At 50.1% G+C, this 16,651-nt stretch carries 14 protein-coding genes and 2 rRNA genes; all 16 read right to left on the reverse strand.

What is annotated here, in order from left to right; translation table 11 throughout:
- Nucleotides 1-459: 459 nt before the first annotated feature.
- The gene (locus LQ229_RS15340; protein ID WP_230192207.1) at nt 460-894 is read right to left on the reverse strand and encodes a universal stress protein; all 435 of its coding nucleotides are present in this window, start codon (nt 892-894) and stop codon (nt 460-462) included.
- A gap of 14 nt (nt 895-908) precedes the next feature.
- The gene (locus LQ229_RS15345) at nt 909-1,169 is read right to left on the reverse strand and encodes a DUF1294 domain-containing protein (RefSeq protein WP_216541127.1); all 261 of its coding nucleotides are present in this window, start codon (nt 1,167-1,169) and stop codon (nt 909-911) included.
- Between the two features lie 82 nt (nt 1,170-1,251).
- Nucleotides 1,252-3,174 (reverse strand): ABC transporter permease, encoded by a 1,923-nt coding sequence (locus tag LQ229_RS15350; RefSeq protein ID WP_230192208.1) that lies wholly within the window; start codon nt 3,172-3,174, stop codon nt 1,252-1,254.
- The gene (locus tag LQ229_RS15355) at nt 3,146-3,925 is read right to left on the reverse strand and encodes an ABC transporter ATP-binding protein (RefSeq protein ID WP_216541118.1); all 780 of its coding nucleotides are present in this window, start codon (nt 3,923-3,925) and stop codon (nt 3,146-3,148) included. Before LQ229_RS15355 ends, LQ229_RS15350 begins: the two co-directional genes overlap by 29 nt.
- A 119-nt stretch (nt 3,926-4,044) precedes the next feature.
- The gene (locus LQ229_RS15360) at nt 4,045-5,145 is read right to left on the reverse strand and encodes a sensor histidine kinase (RefSeq protein ID WP_230192209.1); all 1,101 of its coding nucleotides are present in this window, start codon (nt 5,143-5,145) and stop codon (nt 4,045-4,047) included.
- A complete protein-coding gene (locus LQ229_RS15365; RefSeq protein WP_216541120.1) occupies nt 5,138-5,851 on the reverse strand; it encodes a response regulator transcription factor in 714 nt (237 codons plus the stop codon). Before LQ229_RS15365 ends, LQ229_RS15360 begins: the two co-directional genes overlap by 8 nt.
- A gap of 41 nt (nt 5,852-5,892) precedes the next feature.
- A complete protein-coding gene (locus LQ229_RS15370) occupies nt 5,893-6,147 on the reverse strand; it encodes a hypothetical protein (RefSeq protein WP_216541121.1) in 255 nt (84 codons plus the stop codon).
- 32 nt (nt 6,148-6,179) lie between these two features.
- Entirely contained in the window at nt 6,180-7,580 is a 1,401-nt protein-coding gene (locus tag LQ229_RS15375; RefSeq protein WP_230192210.1) for a radical SAM protein, read from the reverse strand.
- A 2-nt stretch (nt 7,581-7,582) separates the two neighbouring features.
- Complete coding sequence (locus tag LQ229_RS15380; RefSeq protein ID WP_230192211.1) at nt 7,583-8,344, reverse strand: prolipoprotein diacylglyceryl transferase family protein; 762 nt, start codon at nt 8,342-8,344, stop codon at nt 7,583-7,585.
- A 159-nt stretch (nt 8,345-8,503) separates the two neighbouring features.
- Nucleotides 8,504-9,949: an extracellular solute-binding protein gene (locus LQ229_RS15385; protein ID WP_216541123.1), complete on the reverse strand. Its 1,446-nt coding sequence runs from the start codon at nt 9,947-9,949 to the stop codon at nt 8,504-8,506.
- Nucleotides 9,950-10,069: 120 nt separating this feature from the next.
- Nucleotides 10,070-10,936: a carbohydrate ABC transporter permease gene (locus LQ229_RS15390; RefSeq protein ID WP_216541124.1), complete on the reverse strand. Its 867-nt coding sequence runs from the start codon at nt 10,934-10,936 to the stop codon at nt 10,070-10,072.
- A 1-nt stretch (nt 10,937) separates the two neighbouring features.
- A complete protein-coding gene (locus LQ229_RS15395) occupies nt 10,938-11,873 on the reverse strand; it encodes a sugar ABC transporter permease (protein WP_216541125.1) in 936 nt (311 codons plus the stop codon).
- A 94-nt stretch (nt 11,874-11,967) separates the two neighbouring features.
- Complete coding sequence (locus tag LQ229_RS15400) at nt 11,968-13,284, reverse strand: response regulator (protein WP_230192212.1); 1,317 nt, start codon at nt 13,282-13,284, stop codon at nt 11,968-11,970.
- Nucleotides 13,285-13,303: 19 nt separating this feature from the next.
- A complete protein-coding gene (locus LQ229_RS15405) occupies nt 13,304-15,079 on the reverse strand; it encodes a sensor histidine kinase (RefSeq protein WP_230192213.1) in 1,776 nt (591 codons plus the stop codon).
- 1,143 nt (nt 15,080-16,222) lie between these two features.
- Nucleotides 16,223-16,339: ribosomal RNA gene (gene rrf / locus LQ229_RS15410) — 5S ribosomal RNA — on the reverse strand.
- A 229-nt stretch (nt 16,340-16,568) separates the two neighbouring features.
- Nucleotides 16,569-16,651, reverse strand: a 23S ribosomal RNA gene (locus LQ229_RS15415); the annotation flags it as partial.

The raw sequence follows: 16,651 nt of genomic DNA on the forward strand, positions 1-16,651 counted from the left end.
GGCGTTATCGCCGTTTGCGATACTGCCAGTAAAATCTTTAATTTGCGATGTCATCGCCGCTTGCGCTCACTAACGGTAAAATCTGGCGTTAATTTGCGGCGTTGTCGCCGTTTGCCGCTCACTACCGGTAAAAACTACCGCTAATTTATGGCAATTCAACGTATTCGTCTGTCCGCCTCAAAATTAACTCCGCAAAATACCGCTAAAATCCCATTTTCCGCTTCACAAGAAAAAATAGCTCCAGGTTTTACCGCTAATTGGCCCGCCTGCCCGCACCCCCGCACGACGCCGTTTCCACCGCACCGGCACCAATACCGTCATCAAACGCTCTCGCTCTCGACAACGGTACGGTCGGCATAGGAAAAACTCCACACGACTCGGCCTTCCCGATCCGTTCCATAACAAAAAGACCCGAAGGCTCTTCCAAACAAACGCCTCCAGGTCCTCTCCCTTTATTCCCTACTTAATCACAAGCACCGGCACTTTGGCGTGCTGCACAACGTTATGGCTGACGCTGCCCAGCACAAATTCGCGGATCGCGCCAAGTCCCCGGCTGCCGAGCACGATCAGATCGCTGTTCATCTCCGCCGCATGCTCCAAAATCGTCTTGGCCGGCGGGCCTTGCTTCATTTCGACATGATGCTTGTTGGCGAGCGAGGCGACGGCTTCTTTTGCCTCTTCGACCGTCTTGTCGGCTAATTCGAACAGGTGGTTATCCGGCCTCACCGGCGCTGTGACGAGCGCATCCGCAAAATAATAACGCGGGAAATCGAATACATGCAGCACTTCGAGCGAAGCGAACGGATTCGCTTTCGTTAACTGAATCGCTTTGTCCAACGCTTTCTTCGATTGATTCGAACCGTCGTAAGCTACCAAAATTCTTGAGAACAACATGTACATCCCTCTCTTCACATAAAATAACCGTAAACCAGTACGTTTACCACGAGAAGAAGCGGCATTCCAAGCCGAAAACTCCAATGCTTCGTCTTATGCCTCTTGCGCACCATCGCCGCAATCGAGCCAAGCGCCCCTCCGAGCGCCGCCAGGATGAACAGAGTTCGCTCCGGCACCCTTCGCCCGCGGCGGACGGCTCTGCGCTTATCGACGGACATCGCAACATAGCTAATGACATTCATGACCAAAAAGATGACGACCAATACGATTTGCAATGCGCCCATTTCTTCCCCCAAGCATCGTGAATCGACTTTCTCTTATTATAGTTCATTTGCGGAGATTCAACAATTGCAACCGTTACACCGTTTCCCGCATTATGCGCCGCAAATACGTTTTGCGCGCCGTCCAAAAGTATAAAGTTTGCATGGCCAGAAAAGCGACGAAGACGACGATCGCATAATTTCTGACATCGATCGCCAGCAAATTGCTAAGCGATTTCATAGAAAAAATCGTATGAATAATGCCAACAATGCAAGGAACAAAGAAAATGATGCCGATCTGCGCCGTGACGACCCGCCTGATCTCCTTAGACGTCATGCCGATGCGCGTCAACGCTTTGAATTGCTCCCGGTCTCCCTCGATTTCCGTAAACAGCTTGAAGTAGATCATGCTTCCGGATGCGATGAAAAACAGGACGCTAACGAAAATGCCGATAAAAAGCGTAAGCGAGCTAAACTGTTTCAGTTCGATATACGGCTCGACGCGGGAGCTGAAGTTGACCTGTTCGTCTTCGGGCACCTTAGCCTTTAATTTTTCGATCGTTGGAGCCATGTTCTCCCAATGCTTCACTTCATAACCGTAGATGACGATTTTGTTCTCGTCGGGCACGGAGCGGATCGTTTCCTCGTACTTCCCTTCGCTTACGAGCATCAGGAAGGACCATTCGAAACGGGGACCGATCGCAGTGCCGCTAATTTCGCGATCGACGATCATTTCGATCGGCCTTCCGTTAACGGAACCTTGCACCGTCTTCTCAAGAGGAGTCGATCCTCCGCCTCCTGCGATATAAGGGTATATTTGTATCGCATGTCCCGGCTCGACCTCCAGCTTCGGCTGCCCTATTTTCGCCAATGCATCGTTATAGTCGTTGATCGAAACGATCAGAAACTTCCGCTCGCGGAACTTCTCCTGCACAACCATCGGCACGCCGACGATCGCGATCTCATATTGAATTTGCAAGCCGTCCCGGCGCAACACTTCTTTCATCCATTCGGGATCGATGACGCGATGGGCATGAAGCCCCTTCTCCATGACGTTGATCGTCTGCGGAAAGTTCAAACGCATTTGCTGTTTCGTGCTCTGATCGAACACATAGAACGTGCCGGAAGCCGTTAAAATGACCGCGCTTAAAATCGACACCATAAACAATATTCGCGCGTTATCCTTCATTTTGAAGACGAGCTGCGACACCGTAATCAGGTTGGTCCGCTTGTAATAGATCCCTTTGTTGCGCTGCAATGCTTTCAAAATCGCGACGCTTGCCTGAGTAAACAAAAAATACGTTCCGACGATGACCGTTCCCAATATGGGAAAGAAAAAGAGAACGAAACTGTACATCGTCATGGTATAAGCCATGTAATAACATAAAGCCAAACAAACCGCCGTTAAGACGACCAGCCATTTCGAATGGAGCGGCCAACGTTTCGGCTCTTTGGACGCTTTGAGCAAATCTACGATTTCGACCCGGCGGATCCGGAATACGGCGAGCAGCGTAATGAACAGGAACAATGCGAAAAACCCGACCGCTGTCAGCAGCAGCGCGTGGCCCGAAATGTGAAACGGAATCGGCCGCTGCAGCCGCAAGATCGCACCGATCGCCATAAAGAACAGCTTGCTGAACAGAAGGCCGCAGCCGATGCCTACTCCGATCGCCACAACGGATACGATCATATTTTCATAAAATACCATTCGCTTCATTTGGCCTCTCGTCATCCCGAACAAAGTCAGCAGGCCGAACTCTTTTTTGCGGGAATTAATAAAAGCGGAGGTGGAATACCAAATGAACAGGAACGAGAAAATAAGGATGATAAATTCGCAAGCGATAAGGCCCATGCGAACCCCGTCCCCCGCTTCGATATGTCCGTTGATAATATCCGGATGGAAAATGAACGCCGCATAGATGTAGAAGATCATGACCGAAAAGACGCTGCTCAGGAAAAAGGCGCCGTACTGATGCCAGTTCCCCCGCATATTATTGAATGCCAGCCGACGAAAGGTCATCGAAATTGCCTCCCAACAAGCTTAGCGCATCCAAAATTTGCTGGAAAAAGGCTTGCCGGTTCGAGCCCCGCCGAATTTCCGCAAAAAATTTGCCGTCTTTAATAAAAATAATCCGCCGGCAATAGCTTGCCGCAAACGGATCATGCGTCACCATCATTATCGTGGCATGCATATGCTCGTTCAAATTTCGCAACGCTTCCATCACGTCTTTGGCCGCTTTGGAGTCCAGATTGCCCGTTAATTCGTCGGCGAACAAAATGGCGGGATCATGAATGATCGCCCGCGCGATCGCCGTCCGCTGTTTCTGCCCGCCCGACACTTCGTACGTCCGTTTATGGAGAATGTCCCGAATGCCGAGCAATTCCGCCGTTTTCAGCAAACGTTGTTCGATTTCGCTCACGGCCATTCCTTCCAGAACAAGCGGCAATATAATATTGTCTTTCAAGGTAAGCGAATCAAGCAGGTTGAAATCCTGGAAAATAAATCCGAGCTTCCGCCGCCGAAACAAGGCGAGCTGCTTATTGTTCAATTGAGCCGGGTTCGTGCCGTTAATTTCCACATAGCCGGACGTCGGCTTGTCGATCGTCGCGAGTAGATTGAGCAAAGTCGTTTTGCCGCTGCCCGACGGGCCCATGACGCCGACGAATTCTCCCGCCTCGATCGTCAGCCCGATGTTGTCGAGCGCTTTATAGTACATATTGCTTTTCGAACCGTATATTTTGCATAACTGTTCCGTTTTTAATACAGTCATGTCTTCCCTCCGCGATTGAATACTTTCCTATATTATATCCCGGACCGTCATGGTCAACGTATCGAATTGTCTTTCATTGCGCGGCTCGAATCTTTCATTTCTGTCACAAACGCCTTATTCTACCGGCCACTCACGGCGAACAGCGTATCCGTCTGAAAGATGATATGAACGACGGTCCCTTTCTTGTACGCCGATTCGATCTCGATGCGGTGGCCGAGCCTGGAGACGACTTGTTTCGACAGGAATAGCCCCATCCCCGTCGACTCCGCCGTAATGCGGCCGTTCTCGCCGGTAAAGAACGGGTCGAACACGCGCGGCAAATCATGCTCCGCGATGCCGATTCCTTCGTCCGCCACCGAGAGGCGCACCTTCTTGTCCAACGGATCGCGCTGCAGCGTAATCGTGAGCGATTTATCCCCAGGCTTCACTTTGGAATATTTAATGGCATTGGTCACCAGTTGATTGACGACGAATGAGATCCACTTCTCGTCCGTCTCCGCGATCATGTCCGGCTCGTCGCATTCGATCTTCGGAAAGATCGACCAGCGGATGCATGCTTTTTTATGCTGATTGACGACTTGGCGCGCGACTTTCAGCAGATCGGTCTTGCGAACATGCAGATCGAACTCGAACTTGTCCAATCTGGCCGTATGAAGCATCATTTCCAGCCCTTGCGCCAGCCGTTCGTTTTCCTCCTGAATGCTGTTCAGCAGTTCGCGCGCTTCGTCTACGCCCCGTACATCTTTCGCTTGCTGATTCAGGAGATCGATGACCGAAACCGGCGTCTTCATATGATGCACCCATTGATTCGTAAAATGATGATGCTGCTCCTGCTGCAACTGATATGCCGTCAGTTGATCGGAATACGTGCGGAATTGCTTCTCCATGACGCTATGCATAAATTTCTGCTCGTCGGTGACGCCCGGATGCATCCCGACAAACGTATAAAGCCCGAGCTTATGATCCTCGAAGCGCCGCAAACTGATAAAAAACATCCGTTGCCGCATATAGTCGAACGCGAGTCCTGCCGCCAGCACGGCGGTAGCCAGCACAATCAAATAGATCGTACTGTTGCCGCTGATCGCGGTAACTTTGCCGAGCCCGAGCAGATCGAGCCAAACGACGAGCAAGACGAGCAGAATCGCGATATAAAAGATAACGATGTAAATCAATCGATCCTTCAAAAACGTACCGATCCGCGGCGCTCTCCATTCATCCATTGCCGCTTCCCCCCTCCGGCGCCAAGAAGCGGTAGCCTTGCCCGCGCACCGTTTCAATCGCCTTGACAAGGCCGATCTCCTCCAGCTTTTTGCGGACCCGCGTAATATTGACGGACAACGTATTGTCATCGACGAATTGAACGTCGTCCCACAGCAGTTCCAGCAATTCCTCGCGCGGCACAATGACGCCCGGCTTCATGACGAGGCATTGGAGCAATAAACATTCGTTCTTCGTCAATTCCGTCTTATGCCCCTGCCATTGCAGCGTATTGCGGGACGGATCCAGCTTCAAGCCGGGCACGCCCGTCTGGTCCGCCTGTTCCGCCGCCGGCGCCGCATATTCTCCGTAAGCTCTGCGCAGCGCGCTTTTCACTTTCGCTACAATCACATCCAGATGAAACGGCTTCGTAATATAATCGTCGCCGCCGTTCTCGATCGCCATCACTTGGTCCATGTTGCCGACCCGCGCCGATACGAAAATGATCGGGACATTCGAGAAGGTCCGAATTTGCCTGCACCAATAATACCCGTCGAAATAGGGCAAATTAATGTCTAGCAGCACAATGTGCGGATTTTTCATCTCCACTTCCTTTTTAATGTCGGCAAAATTGTCGGCCCGCACGACTTCATAACCGTATTTCTCCAACGTTTGGGCTAAAATCGCAGCGATTTTGCCGTCGTCTTCGACGATAAGTACTCGATACATATTGCCGGTCCTCCTATGATGCCGGTTCCTCTAACGGTAAGCTAGAAGCTTACGAGAACCAAACCGAAACATGCCGCATTAAGCAAGAAAACGATCGCCGCGGCGATGATTGTCGTATGCATCATAATTTTCAGTTTCTTTATATAATATACGATACATAAGGGAATGACGTATACAAGCTGAACGGCTCCAATAAATAACAGCCCCCACAACGAAGTAATCGATGCCGCCACGATATGGCATCCGATCAATAGAAGCAATGCGTACGCGATTTGTTTGTTTTTCGATAACTCCACAGGCTACCTCCATTCCCGGTCGGCAGACCGGCTTATCGCAGCGCCTTGCTGCGGATTTCCTGCAATCGCTCTTCCTTCCCGTCGCGGTAAAATATATTGTACGTATCGAACGGGATGATTCTCAAGTCGGGATGAACGATATGTACGCATGACTTTTTGACGGAACGCACGTCGAAATTGTAAGGATCGAGAAACTGCATAATGATCACGCGGAAAATATTGTCGTAACCGATATGTTCCGGTACTTTGACGAACGGCAAGCAGCACAGCAATTCCCGCAGCTTGAATCCGGAGGTAAGCGGTGTCTGGTTTAACGAGAACAGCTCGAACACTTTGCCCCGCAGCACTTCGTCCTGCTCGTACACGATCGTATTGCCGCCTGACTCGAGCAGCACCTGCGGATCGATCAGCCTTGTCAGGGGCACCGTCCGTCCCCCGAGCTTGAGGGCATATCCCATAGCCAGGCAATCCGAATGGCAGGGCACGGGAATGATGTCTTCCGCCGCGAACAGTTCGGACTGCTCGATAATGCCGCGCCGAACCTCCGACAAGGTCAGCCGATCGGTCGCCGGATCGAATTGCTCGGTGCGGCCCGCCGCCTGGATCGGTTGGAACGTCACGCCGCGCACCGCTCTTTGCTTCAGAGCGTATTGAATGATTTTGCCGATTTCATGGTCGTTCAAGCCCTTTTTCAACGTGACGACGAGCGTCGTGGATAAATTCAATTCGTTCAAATGCGCAATCGCCTGTTCCCGGATGTTTCTCAAATCTTGGCCGCGCAATTCCAACAGCGTTTCCTGCTCGAACGAATCGAATTGCAAGTACAGCTCGATTCCCGGCATGTAAGCCGCGAGACGGCGCGCAAATTCCTTGTCGCGCGCGATTCGGATTCCGTTCGTATTAATCATGAGATGACGAATCGGCTTCCTCTTGGCCAGATCCAGAATTTCGAAAAATTGCGGGTGAATCGTCGGTTCTCCCCCGCTAATCTGCACGATATCCGGCGTCCCTTCGTTGCGGACGACCGCGTCGAGCATGGCTTCGATCTGTTCCAGGCTGCGCCACGATTTGCGGTGAGGCGAAGATTCGGCGTAACAAATGGGGCATTGCAAATTGCATTGGTCCGTCACCTCGACAAGCGTCAGGCAGCTATGCTGCTCATGGTCGGGGCAAAGCCCGCAATCGTAAGGGCAGCCGTACTTGATCGGCGTGTTCCAAACGAGCGGCATTTCGGACGGTTTCGTAAAGTCGCGGCATTTTTTGTAATATTCGATATCGTCGGAGATGAGCACTTTTTCGCGTCCGTGCTTCATGCAGGTCTTGAGAAGATAAACGCGGCCGTTCTCGAATATCACTTTTGCCTCTACTTTTTCCAAACATGTGGAACAAATGCTAAGCGTAAGATCGTGAAACAGGTAAGGGCGGTTCGGCATCATTAGATCTCCTTTTGCAGTAGGGATGGTTTGTTGCGCCAAAATAACAATCCGTAATAGATTATACCCAGCAACGCCGCGACTTGAACATTGTTCAGCATGATGTACGGATGCGGAGTCGGTTTGATAAAATCGATCCAGAAACGAAACAGCAAATACATAAACATAAAGCATTGGAAGGAAAGGCCTGAAAATGGATAGTTTCGTCTAAGCCGGACCAAGACGGGCAGCAAGGCGATGAGAAAGGCGATTTCATAGATTTGCGTAGGATGACGCAGCACTCCGTCGCCGAAATCGACCCCTGTGATCCAGGTCGTCTCGATGCCGTACGTATGGTCGGACAAGCCTGTCAGGAAACAGCCGATGCGTCCGATCGCGATGCCGATACAGAGAGGGATGGCAAAATCGTCTCCGGTCGAATGAGGCCACTTTACGATTTTCTTTGCGATCTCTACGCCGATCAGTCCGCCAAGCAATCCCCCGACGATCGTTTTCCCTTCCATGAGATAGGTGAGATCGTTCCATTTCTGCAACGTTTGCAGCGGATCTTCAAACCAGTACAGAATTTTGGAGCCTGCGGCGGCCCCGGCAATGGCGCCGGACAGAACCCCAAGCCCCTTCTCCAGCGGGATCGGGTTCGCGGTACGGTACCGCTTCCGTTGGTATAGATACAACCGGAACCCGATAAAATACGAAAGCGCCTCGAATAGAAAATGCGGATGAATATTGAGCCCGAACAAATGAATATAAACTGGAAATTCCATGGATCACCTCTATGCGCGGCTATCAGTCTTTGAACTTTATTATAGAGATAGCTCCAGCAATGCGCCAACCATTTTTTCCCTCAAACGGAACAAAGATCATTCGCTTGCACGTCAAAGAGGCGGCCCCGTATGCACGGAACCGCCTTGCTTATCGATTGATTATTGCTGACCGATTTTATCGAATACATTTTCCTGCACAAATTTCGCAGCCTCGTCCAATAGCTTTTTGGAATCCGTATCTTTCTTCGAGAACGTTTCCTGTACGACGTTAGACATAGCCGCATAATAGTCTTGCGTGCCGGATTGCGCCTCCGGCTTGCCCTCCAACAAATCGAAGAGCTGCGGATCGTATTGGTACACATTGTCGTATTTCTCGTAAATCGCTTTTACTTTGGTCGCATATTCCGAATCGTCGCTGAAATATTCAAGCGGAGTCGGGACGTAATATTTTCCTTCGGCTTTACGCGCCTGGATGGTGTCTTCCACCGATTTCAGCGCTTCGTCGGTAAAATAATCGAAAGTAATATAGCGGAACGCCATTTCCTGCTCTTCTTTCGTCGCGTTCGGGTTAATGACGAGATAGTTGCCGCCCAGAATACCGTAATGCTTGCCGCCCTTCTCCGCGGCCGGCATCGGATAAGCAACCACATCTTCCGGCTTCATGCCGCCTTCATTCAAAGCCGCATGCAGCACGTCGAACGCTCCGGCGATCACCATCCCCGTCCGGCCTTGCTGGAACGAGTTGACCGCATCGCCCCATCCGAGCGCCCAGTCCTGCGGAATTGCATTCGCTTCCCATCTTAGCTTCTTGTAGAAATCCAGCGCTTTGACGCCCGCTTCGGAATTGAAGACGGCCGTTATTTTACCGTTATCGACGGTCTCGATATCGCCGCCGGCTTCAAACAAGAAGTTGGTCCAGTTCCAGCCCGCTTCGTTCCCTTTGCCCATCGGCGCAATGCCGGAAATGCCTTTTTTCGGATCCGCGATGTCTTTCGCCGCATTGTACATGTCATCCCAGGTCCAATCGAGGCCGGGAAGCGTGACGCCTTTGGCTTCGGCCAGTTTTTTGTTCACAACCGTCGATGTCACGTACCCGTTCTGGGTAATTCCATAGACTTTGCCGTCCACGATAAATTGTTCTTGCAGGACAGGATTCATTTGATCTTTATACTCCCAGTTGTTCCACAGATCCGTAATATCGGCGACCCATCCGCGTTCTACGAGAAAATTCGCCTCGGTGGCCCAAGTATTGTAGAATGTCGGAGCTTCGTTGGAAGCCATCTTCACGCCGATCTCGTTTACGTCGTAATCCCAATCGTCTTTAATAATGGTCACGTTCGGATACTTCGCCTGAAAGCGAGCGATTTTATCGTCTTCCTGCTGTCTGAGCGTAGTCTCGTCGGGCAGCGGGTAATGAACCTTGATCGTTATTTTTTTCTGCGTAATATCGTCCGCCGAACCCTGAGCCTGCGTCTGGTTGTTTCCGCCATTGTCGCTCGGAGCCCCTTCATTGCTTTTGACTTCCGGCTCGTTCTTGCCGCCGCAAGCCGCAAGAAGCGAACCCAATAGCAGAAGGCAAGTCAATAATAGTGAGAACTTTCGCATTGATACTCCCCTTTTCCATGTATAGTTAATGACTTACATCTCTATCTTAAAAGAGAGACGATAAACAGACGATGTGCATTCGTATGGCGATCATGTGCAAGGCTACGCAAAAGAACTGCGTTATCCTTTGACCGCCGTTAAGCTGACGCTGCGTATAATAAACTTCTGGAAAGCGAGAAACACGAAAATCGGCGGAACCATAACCATGAACAAAATGGCGAATTTGACGCTGCTGTCGAGCGATCTGGCGCCGATGACATACTTATAAATCGCGGTGGCAAGCGTATATTTATCTTCCGTATGCATGACGAGCGACGGCCAAAACCAATCGTTCCAAGCGGTGGAAAAAATGAAGATGGCCAATGTGGCGAATATCGGGACGGACAGCGGCAGCGCAATGCGTATATAGCTGGTAAATTCCGAAGCGCCGTCGATGCGCGCCGATTCGAAAATTTCCGGATGAATGCCGTCGAAGAAGTTTTTGATCAGCAGGAAATAATATGCGCTCGCGCCCGCCGGCAGCCAGAAAGCCCAGTACGTATTCAACAGCCCCAATTCCTTCAAGTTGACGAAATTCGGAATCATATAACTCGACGCCGGAATGAACAACGTCATTAGAATGAAAAAATAAATCGCCCGGCTGTACGGTACGCGAATCCGCGATATGCTGAAGGCGGCCAGCCCAAGCACCAATATCGTCATCAGCAGATTGCCCGCGAAGATGAGCAACGTATTTTTAAGAAACATCGGCAGATCGATATAATTCCAGCCTTTCGGGAAGTTGTCCCAATGCCATTCCGTCGGGAAAAAGCGCGGCGGGAACGTATTAATCTCCTGATTGCTTTTCAAGCCGTTGAACATCGTCATCGCGATCGGATACAACATCGTGAAAGCCATGACGGCGATGCACAGCACCATAAACCCGTATACGACTTTATGAAACGGCTTCCGCAAATCGGCTGCCGACAATATGCCTCTCTCTTGCATTTTAGTAGTCCTCCCTGTTCAGCTTGTATTGAATGATCCCAAGGACGCTCAGCACGAGGAACATCAGTACGCCAAGCGCCGTGCCCGCCCCGTAATCCAGTTTGGTGAACGCATATTTCACCGTGAGAAGGGCGTAAGTTAACGTGGCCTTGTTCGGCCCGCCGTCGAGCATGGCAAGCTGGGATTGATAAGCCTGAGAGGTGCCGATCAGTTGCAAGATAAGCATCAATACGATTAAATTCCGCATCGAAGGAAGCGTAATATGTTTGATCCGGGCCCAGACGCCCGCTCCGTCAATTTCCGCCGCCTCGTACCAATCTTTCGGAATGCTGAGGACGCCGGCCAGGTAGATCAGCATCGCGGAACCGAACTGCTGCCATGTTTCCATGACGACGAGCGACACCATGGACCATCTTCCGTCCGAAATGAACGAGATCGGCTCCGCCCCGAACAAACCGAGCAGCGCATTGATCGGCCCGACGGGATCGTACATCCATCTCCACATGCCGTAGAGGACGACGCCCGGCACGACAAAGGGCAAGTAAGCGGCAATCCGCGCAAAGCCCTGGAAAAACTTCAGTTCCGATATGGCAATGGACGCCGCGATCGGCACCCAAAAGCCGATAATTAATGTCAGCAGCATAAAATACAAGGTGTTTCGAACGGATAGCAAAACATCGGGATTTTTGAAAATAGTAATATAGTTGGCAAATCCGACGAACGTATTTCCTTTTACAAAATCGATATTGTAAAAGCTGTAGACGATTCCTTTAATAATTGGTACCCATAAAAAAACGATAAAAATAGCGATCGCCGGAACAAGAAACAGATAACCCCATATATACTTCTTCCAGTTCGATATCTTCTTCGATTTGTTCCGCCTTCCCTTCGCCGTTTCCTGCACCATGTTGCCTGGAGAAATCATCGTTTCTTCCATAAGACCCCCTCATTCCTCTCCAATGTCTATCCTCCATTGTAAAAAAAGGCGGCGCTTCCGAACATGTGCAAAACTATGTGAATGATAACCGTTTTTACTTCTTCCAATCGCTTGGGCTGACGCCGAAATATTTTTTGAATATTTTGCTGAAATGTTCCGGGGATTCGTAACCGACGCGCTCGGCGATTTCGTAGCGGCGCATATCGGTGTTTAGCAGCAAGGATTTGCTTTCTTCCATTCTTAATTGAATGACGTATTCCCATAAATTGAAGCCGGTGATCTTTTTGAACAGATAGCTGAGATAGTTGGGACTGACGTGGTTTTTTCTCGCCACTTCGTGAATGGTAAGCCCCTTCTGCCTGTAGTTCTCCTCGATATATCGTTTCGCGTTGGCAACAATCCGGTTGCTCTGCGTCGTCAATTCCTCCGCGGAAGGATCGTGAGCGTAGTTATGCCAATTGAAATCGCCGTAATAAAACACATGATAATCCCCCTGCTTCTCGCCCCATTGGATCGCTTTATCCGCTTGCCGGCTTAGCACGGGCACGAATTCCGTCCCCTTCAAAATTTGGCTGATTCCGATCGTCGCGTTAATTCCCACATATTGATGGACATGGTGATGGAGGCTGCGGCCGATCATCTCCAATTGATTGATCTTGTTGGCGCTCAGCTCGGCGTATTCCTCCTCGTTCCATTGCAGCACGATACTGATTTCCCGCTTTGCGGAATAGCAAGGCAGCGCGTTCCATTCCCCGAACAAGAGCTCCTGGGCGATATTAAGCGCCGCATAACGGTACAATCGGCTATCCTTGTCGGTCGTAGCGGCGGCTTCGCCGTCTTTGCCGGGATCCAGCTTCATTTTTATAACGGAAAAATAAGGCCCCAGAAGCTTCAATTCCCGCTCGGCTTCTTCCGACATGGCATCCGCGGCTCCGATCAGGAGCCGGTTCAGACGCTCGTTATGTTCCGGCATCGGTTCCTCCATATAAAAGCGCTCATTATCCCGCATCTTCACCATATCGATTTGCGGTACCGGCTTATCCATTTTGAGCAAGGCGTTGCGAACCGAATCAAGAAATTGTTCGCTGTTCAGCGGCTTGATCAAATAATCCTTCGCCCCGAGCCGGAGCGCCATTTGCGCATATTGGAACGTTTCATGCGCCGAGATGATAATCGTCTGCATCCAAGGCTTGACCAATTTCGCCTGATGCATCAGTTCGATCCCGCTCATTTCTCCCATCTGAATATCCGTCACAAGCAGATCGATCTCTTCCATCCGAATATAATCCAACGCTTCGTGTCCGCTATAGGCGGTAAAGATGCCGCCGATCTCCAGCCCCGACTTCGTAAGCAATCCTTCCAGACCTTTGCAAATCAACGGTTCATCGTCAACGATCAAAATATTGTACATATGAACTCCCCCTGTAAGCTTATTCAGGCAGTTGAACGGATTTAGGCAGATGAAGCGTCGCCTTGGTCCCGCCTTCCGTACGTCTCTCATACGCCAGCCCGTAATCCGGTCCGAAATGGAGCCTGATGCGTTGTTGAATATTGCGGATCCCGTAGCCGAAATCCGGGTTCGTGCTTTCATCGCGCAGCAGCCGATTGATCGTTTCGTAATCCACCGCTTTATATCCGTTGTCCTCGATGAAGATCAATATATTGGCATCGTCTCCGGCGGCGCCGATCGAAATTCGGCCGTCTTCCCCCATATGCTTCACTCCGTGAATAATCGCGTTTTCAATAAGCGGCTGCAGCGTAATCTTGGGAATAGCGACCGATAGGAGTTCCTCGGGTATATCGATGGAAACTTGAAACAAGTAATCATATCTGTGCTGCTGCAATTTGATATAAGCCGACGCATGTTCCAGCTCTTCCTGCAGCGTAATTAGCTCCCTGCCCCGGCTCAGGCTGATTTTCATCAACTTGGACAATTCCTTGATCATCTCGGCGGAAGCGGTCTTACCCTCCATCTCGCTTTTCCAATAAATGCTCTCTAGCGTGTTGTATAGCAAATGCGGATTGATTTGCTGGTAGAGCAGTTGCAATTGGCTTTCCTTTTGTTTCAAATCCATTGTGTACTTATAATGAACCATCGCATTCAAACGGCGTGCCATATCATAAATCGTATTAATCAAAACGCTGATTTCGTCGTACCGATCGCGGCGCGGCGTCTCCGGCACGACCTTCCCCGGCTCATACCTTCTGACGAAATATACAAGCTTCTGCAGCGGCGTCATTAACGAACGCCAAAAATAAAGCATGATAAAAAGGCCGATGATCAAATAGGCGATCGAAATAAGCTGAATGACTTGCTTGATTTCGTTTTGCTGTTGAAGCAGCGCTTGCACCGGAACTTTGTATACTAGCTTCTGCTGAAGAACCTCATTGTAATTGATAACATAGATGAATTCGTCGGTAATGAGATCCTTCACTCCGATCGCCGAAGCGCCGGGGTCCGCCTCCGGCGGCAATTGCAGCACAGCGCCATGATCGGGCGAACTTGCGGTCAATATGCGGTTGTCCCAATCGGTAAAATATAGCTCTCCTTCCGGAAGCGATACCGTTTGCAGCGACTCGTTAATGCGGGCGTCCAAATTCGTGACGACAAGCACGCCGATCGTTCCGTTATTGTAAATGCTGTTAATGGCCCGGATGTAGGCCAATGTTTTTTGATTGCCCTGGCCTTTGGAAGGAGGCGATAAGCGCTCGACTTGTCTCAGATAGCCTTTTCCCTTTTTATCGACGGCCTCATCGAACCACTCCGGTTTTTCATCGTCCGCGAAAAAATAAACGCCCGATTTCTTCGGAGACGGATAAAACGGCGCAAAAAAATAAGTATTCAAGGGATCGTATATGTACAGAGAATAATATAGCGGCTCGCGTTCATCGGTTTCCTGGGAATAAACGATCAGCAGGTTTTCCAATTCCTCGTAATTTTTCACTCGTTCGAGCACCGTTTCCTCCGTAGAAAGCGGATTCAATTGTTGAATCAGCGTGTTCTTGAATACGGTGGAAGTCACCTTGTTGATGGCCTCGATATCGCGATTGATCAGCCTGAAATTTTGCTTGTTCAGCTCGATATAAGCATTGGTGACATGCCGCTTCAATATTTGCCCGGCTTTGTTGTTGCCGTAGGCGTTTAATATAATGATCGGTATGACCATGACAAGAAACAGCAAAATAAGCTGCTGCTTCACATTCATTTTGTTGAGCGGATTTTTCAGTATGCGGTTCACAATCGCCTCACACCCCCGGCACTTTAACTATATCAATTATGAAAACCGGCAAATATGCGCGTTTCTACGCACATCGTGAGCGTTTCTCCGCTTCGACTCGCTTCGCGCTCCTACTGTCTGCCTGCCGATACACCTTAGTGTAAAACAAATTGTTCTGCTTGTCAGAAAAAAATACCACTTGCCGATTATTGAGCTCTTTTTCGACATACTGCGCTAAAGTGGGCATAGCTTTTTCCTGCTAATCTTTGCCAGCAGATTCCTTTGTTGGTGTCAACAATACCCAATGGCGTTGCATTGAGAAATTGCGATCCGGACCGTACGACCGTTATTTTGCGTCAAAACCGCTTATTCGCTGTTTCGGCGGACATTGGTTCCGTTATCCGTTCGTCGCAGGGCTTATTTTTACGCTTTTGCCGCAAATAAAGGATCGTCTGTCCGCAAACTGGTCGAATCGGGTCGTTTGTCACAATTATCGTCTCCTGTGTCCGCGAACTTGGGGAGCAGGGCGGTAGAAGTTAATGCAACGCCAGTGCCCTTCTGTCGAAATCCCTTTCGCTCAAAATAGGGAAAATGCGACTTGCGACAGTTCCATTCCCCGTTTCTTTTTTTGCACCTTTTGTCGAAATCCCTTTCGCTCAGAATAGGGAAAATGCGACCTGCGATAGTTCCATTCCCCGTTTCTTTTTTTGCACCTTTGTCGAAATCCCCTTCACTCAGGGCTAAGGGAAATTATTCTGTAATAGAGAAATAGCCCAATATTCAATTCTGTAGCAGGGATCACGAGCCCAGACCGGGGAGCCTGTTGCGACTATCTGAACCAAGGGGATTTCGACAGAAGGGCATGGAAAGCAATAGGTCGGTGGAAGGGAATGAAGAAATGTGAGGGGAATCGCATGAAAAATGCCACCAGTGAGTTGTTCTCGCCAGTTGCATTGTTCGTTCGACTCTCGCAAGACTTGACCTGCCTGGTCCCACACATATAAAAAATACCGCCATCGAGTTGACTCGATAACGGTATAAGCGTTCGACTCCCTCGGGACTCGACTACACGGTCCCATGCTCATAAAAAAACCACCGGCGAGGTGTTTCCTCGGGCAGTGGTCTTTGATCGCTTGGCAACGTCCTACTCTCCCAGGACCCTTCGGTCCAAGTACCATCGGCGCTGGAGGGCTTAACGGTCGTGTTCGGGATGGGTACGCGTGGAACCCCTCCGCCATCGCCACCAAACGGATTGCTTATTCAAGGAGTTGCTCCCTGAAAACTAGATGCGAAACAAACGCGAACTCATGTGTTATCCTTTATTCGGGGTCCCCCGAAAAGTAATGTCTAATCTTTTTATCGAAGTGGCACATGTTGAGCGACCGCGAATAGTGGTCAGATTAGACGCCGATTGAGTATACACTCAATGCGGACGGAATACGCTTCGAAGCATATCGTCACTTTTTGGGGTATGTTTTAGGATAAGCCCTCGACCGATTAGTATTGGTCAGCTGCACGCATTGCTGCGCTTCCACCTCCAACCTATCAACCTCGTCGTCT

This window comes from Paenibacillus sp. CECT 9249 (assembly GCF_918697855.1).
Classification (GTDB): Bacteria; Bacillota; Bacilli; order Paenibacillales; family Paenibacillaceae; genus MSJ-34.

What these genes read in the sequence shown, in the direction of transcription:
- LQ229_RS15340 (WP_230192207.1), bottom strand. Translation starts at nt 894, where the DNA reads ATGTTGTTCTCAAGAATTTTGGTAGCTTACGACGGTTCGAATCAATCG.
- LQ229_RS15350 (WP_230192208.1), bottom strand. Translation starts at nt 3,174, where the DNA reads ATGACCTTTCGTCGGCTGGCATTCAATAATATGCGGGGGAACTGGCAT.
- LQ229_RS15355 (WP_216541118.1), bottom strand. Translation starts at nt 3,925, where the DNA reads ATGACTGTATTAAAAACGGAACAGTTATGCAAAATATACGGTTCGAAA.
- LQ229_RS15360 (WP_230192209.1), bottom strand. Translation starts at nt 5,145, where the DNA reads ATGGATGAATGGAGAGCGCCGCGGATCGGTACGTTTTTGAAGGATCGA.
- LQ229_RS15365 (WP_216541120.1), bottom strand. Translation starts at nt 5,851, where the DNA reads ATGTATCGAGTACTTATCGTCGAAGACGACGGCAAAATCGCTGCGATT.
- LQ229_RS15375 (WP_230192210.1), bottom strand. Translation starts at nt 7,580, where the DNA reads ATGCCGAACCGCCCTTACCTGTTTCACGATCTTACGCTTAGCATTTGT.
- LQ229_RS15380 (WP_230192211.1), bottom strand. Translation starts at nt 8,344, where the DNA reads ATGGAATTTCCAGTTTATATTCATTTGTTCGGGCTCAATATTCATCCG.
- LQ229_RS15385 (WP_216541123.1), bottom strand. Translation starts at nt 9,949, where the DNA reads ATGCGAAAGTTCTCACTATTATTGACTTGCCTTCTGCTATTGGGTTCG.
- LQ229_RS15390 (WP_216541124.1), bottom strand. Translation starts at nt 10,936, where the DNA reads ATGCAAGAGAGAGGCATATTGTCGGCAGCCGATTTGCGGAAGCCGTTT.
- LQ229_RS15395 (WP_216541125.1), bottom strand. Translation starts at nt 11,873, where the DNA reads ATGGAAGAAACGATGATTTCTCCAGGCAACATGGTGCAGGAAACGGCG.
- LQ229_RS15400 (WP_230192212.1), bottom strand. Translation starts at nt 13,284, where the DNA reads ATGTACAATATTTTGATCGTTGACGATGAACCGTTGATTTGCAAAGGT.
- LQ229_RS15405 (WP_230192213.1), bottom strand. Translation starts at nt 15,079, where the DNA reads ATGAATGTGAAGCAGCAGCTTATTTTGCTGTTTCTTGTCATGGTCATA.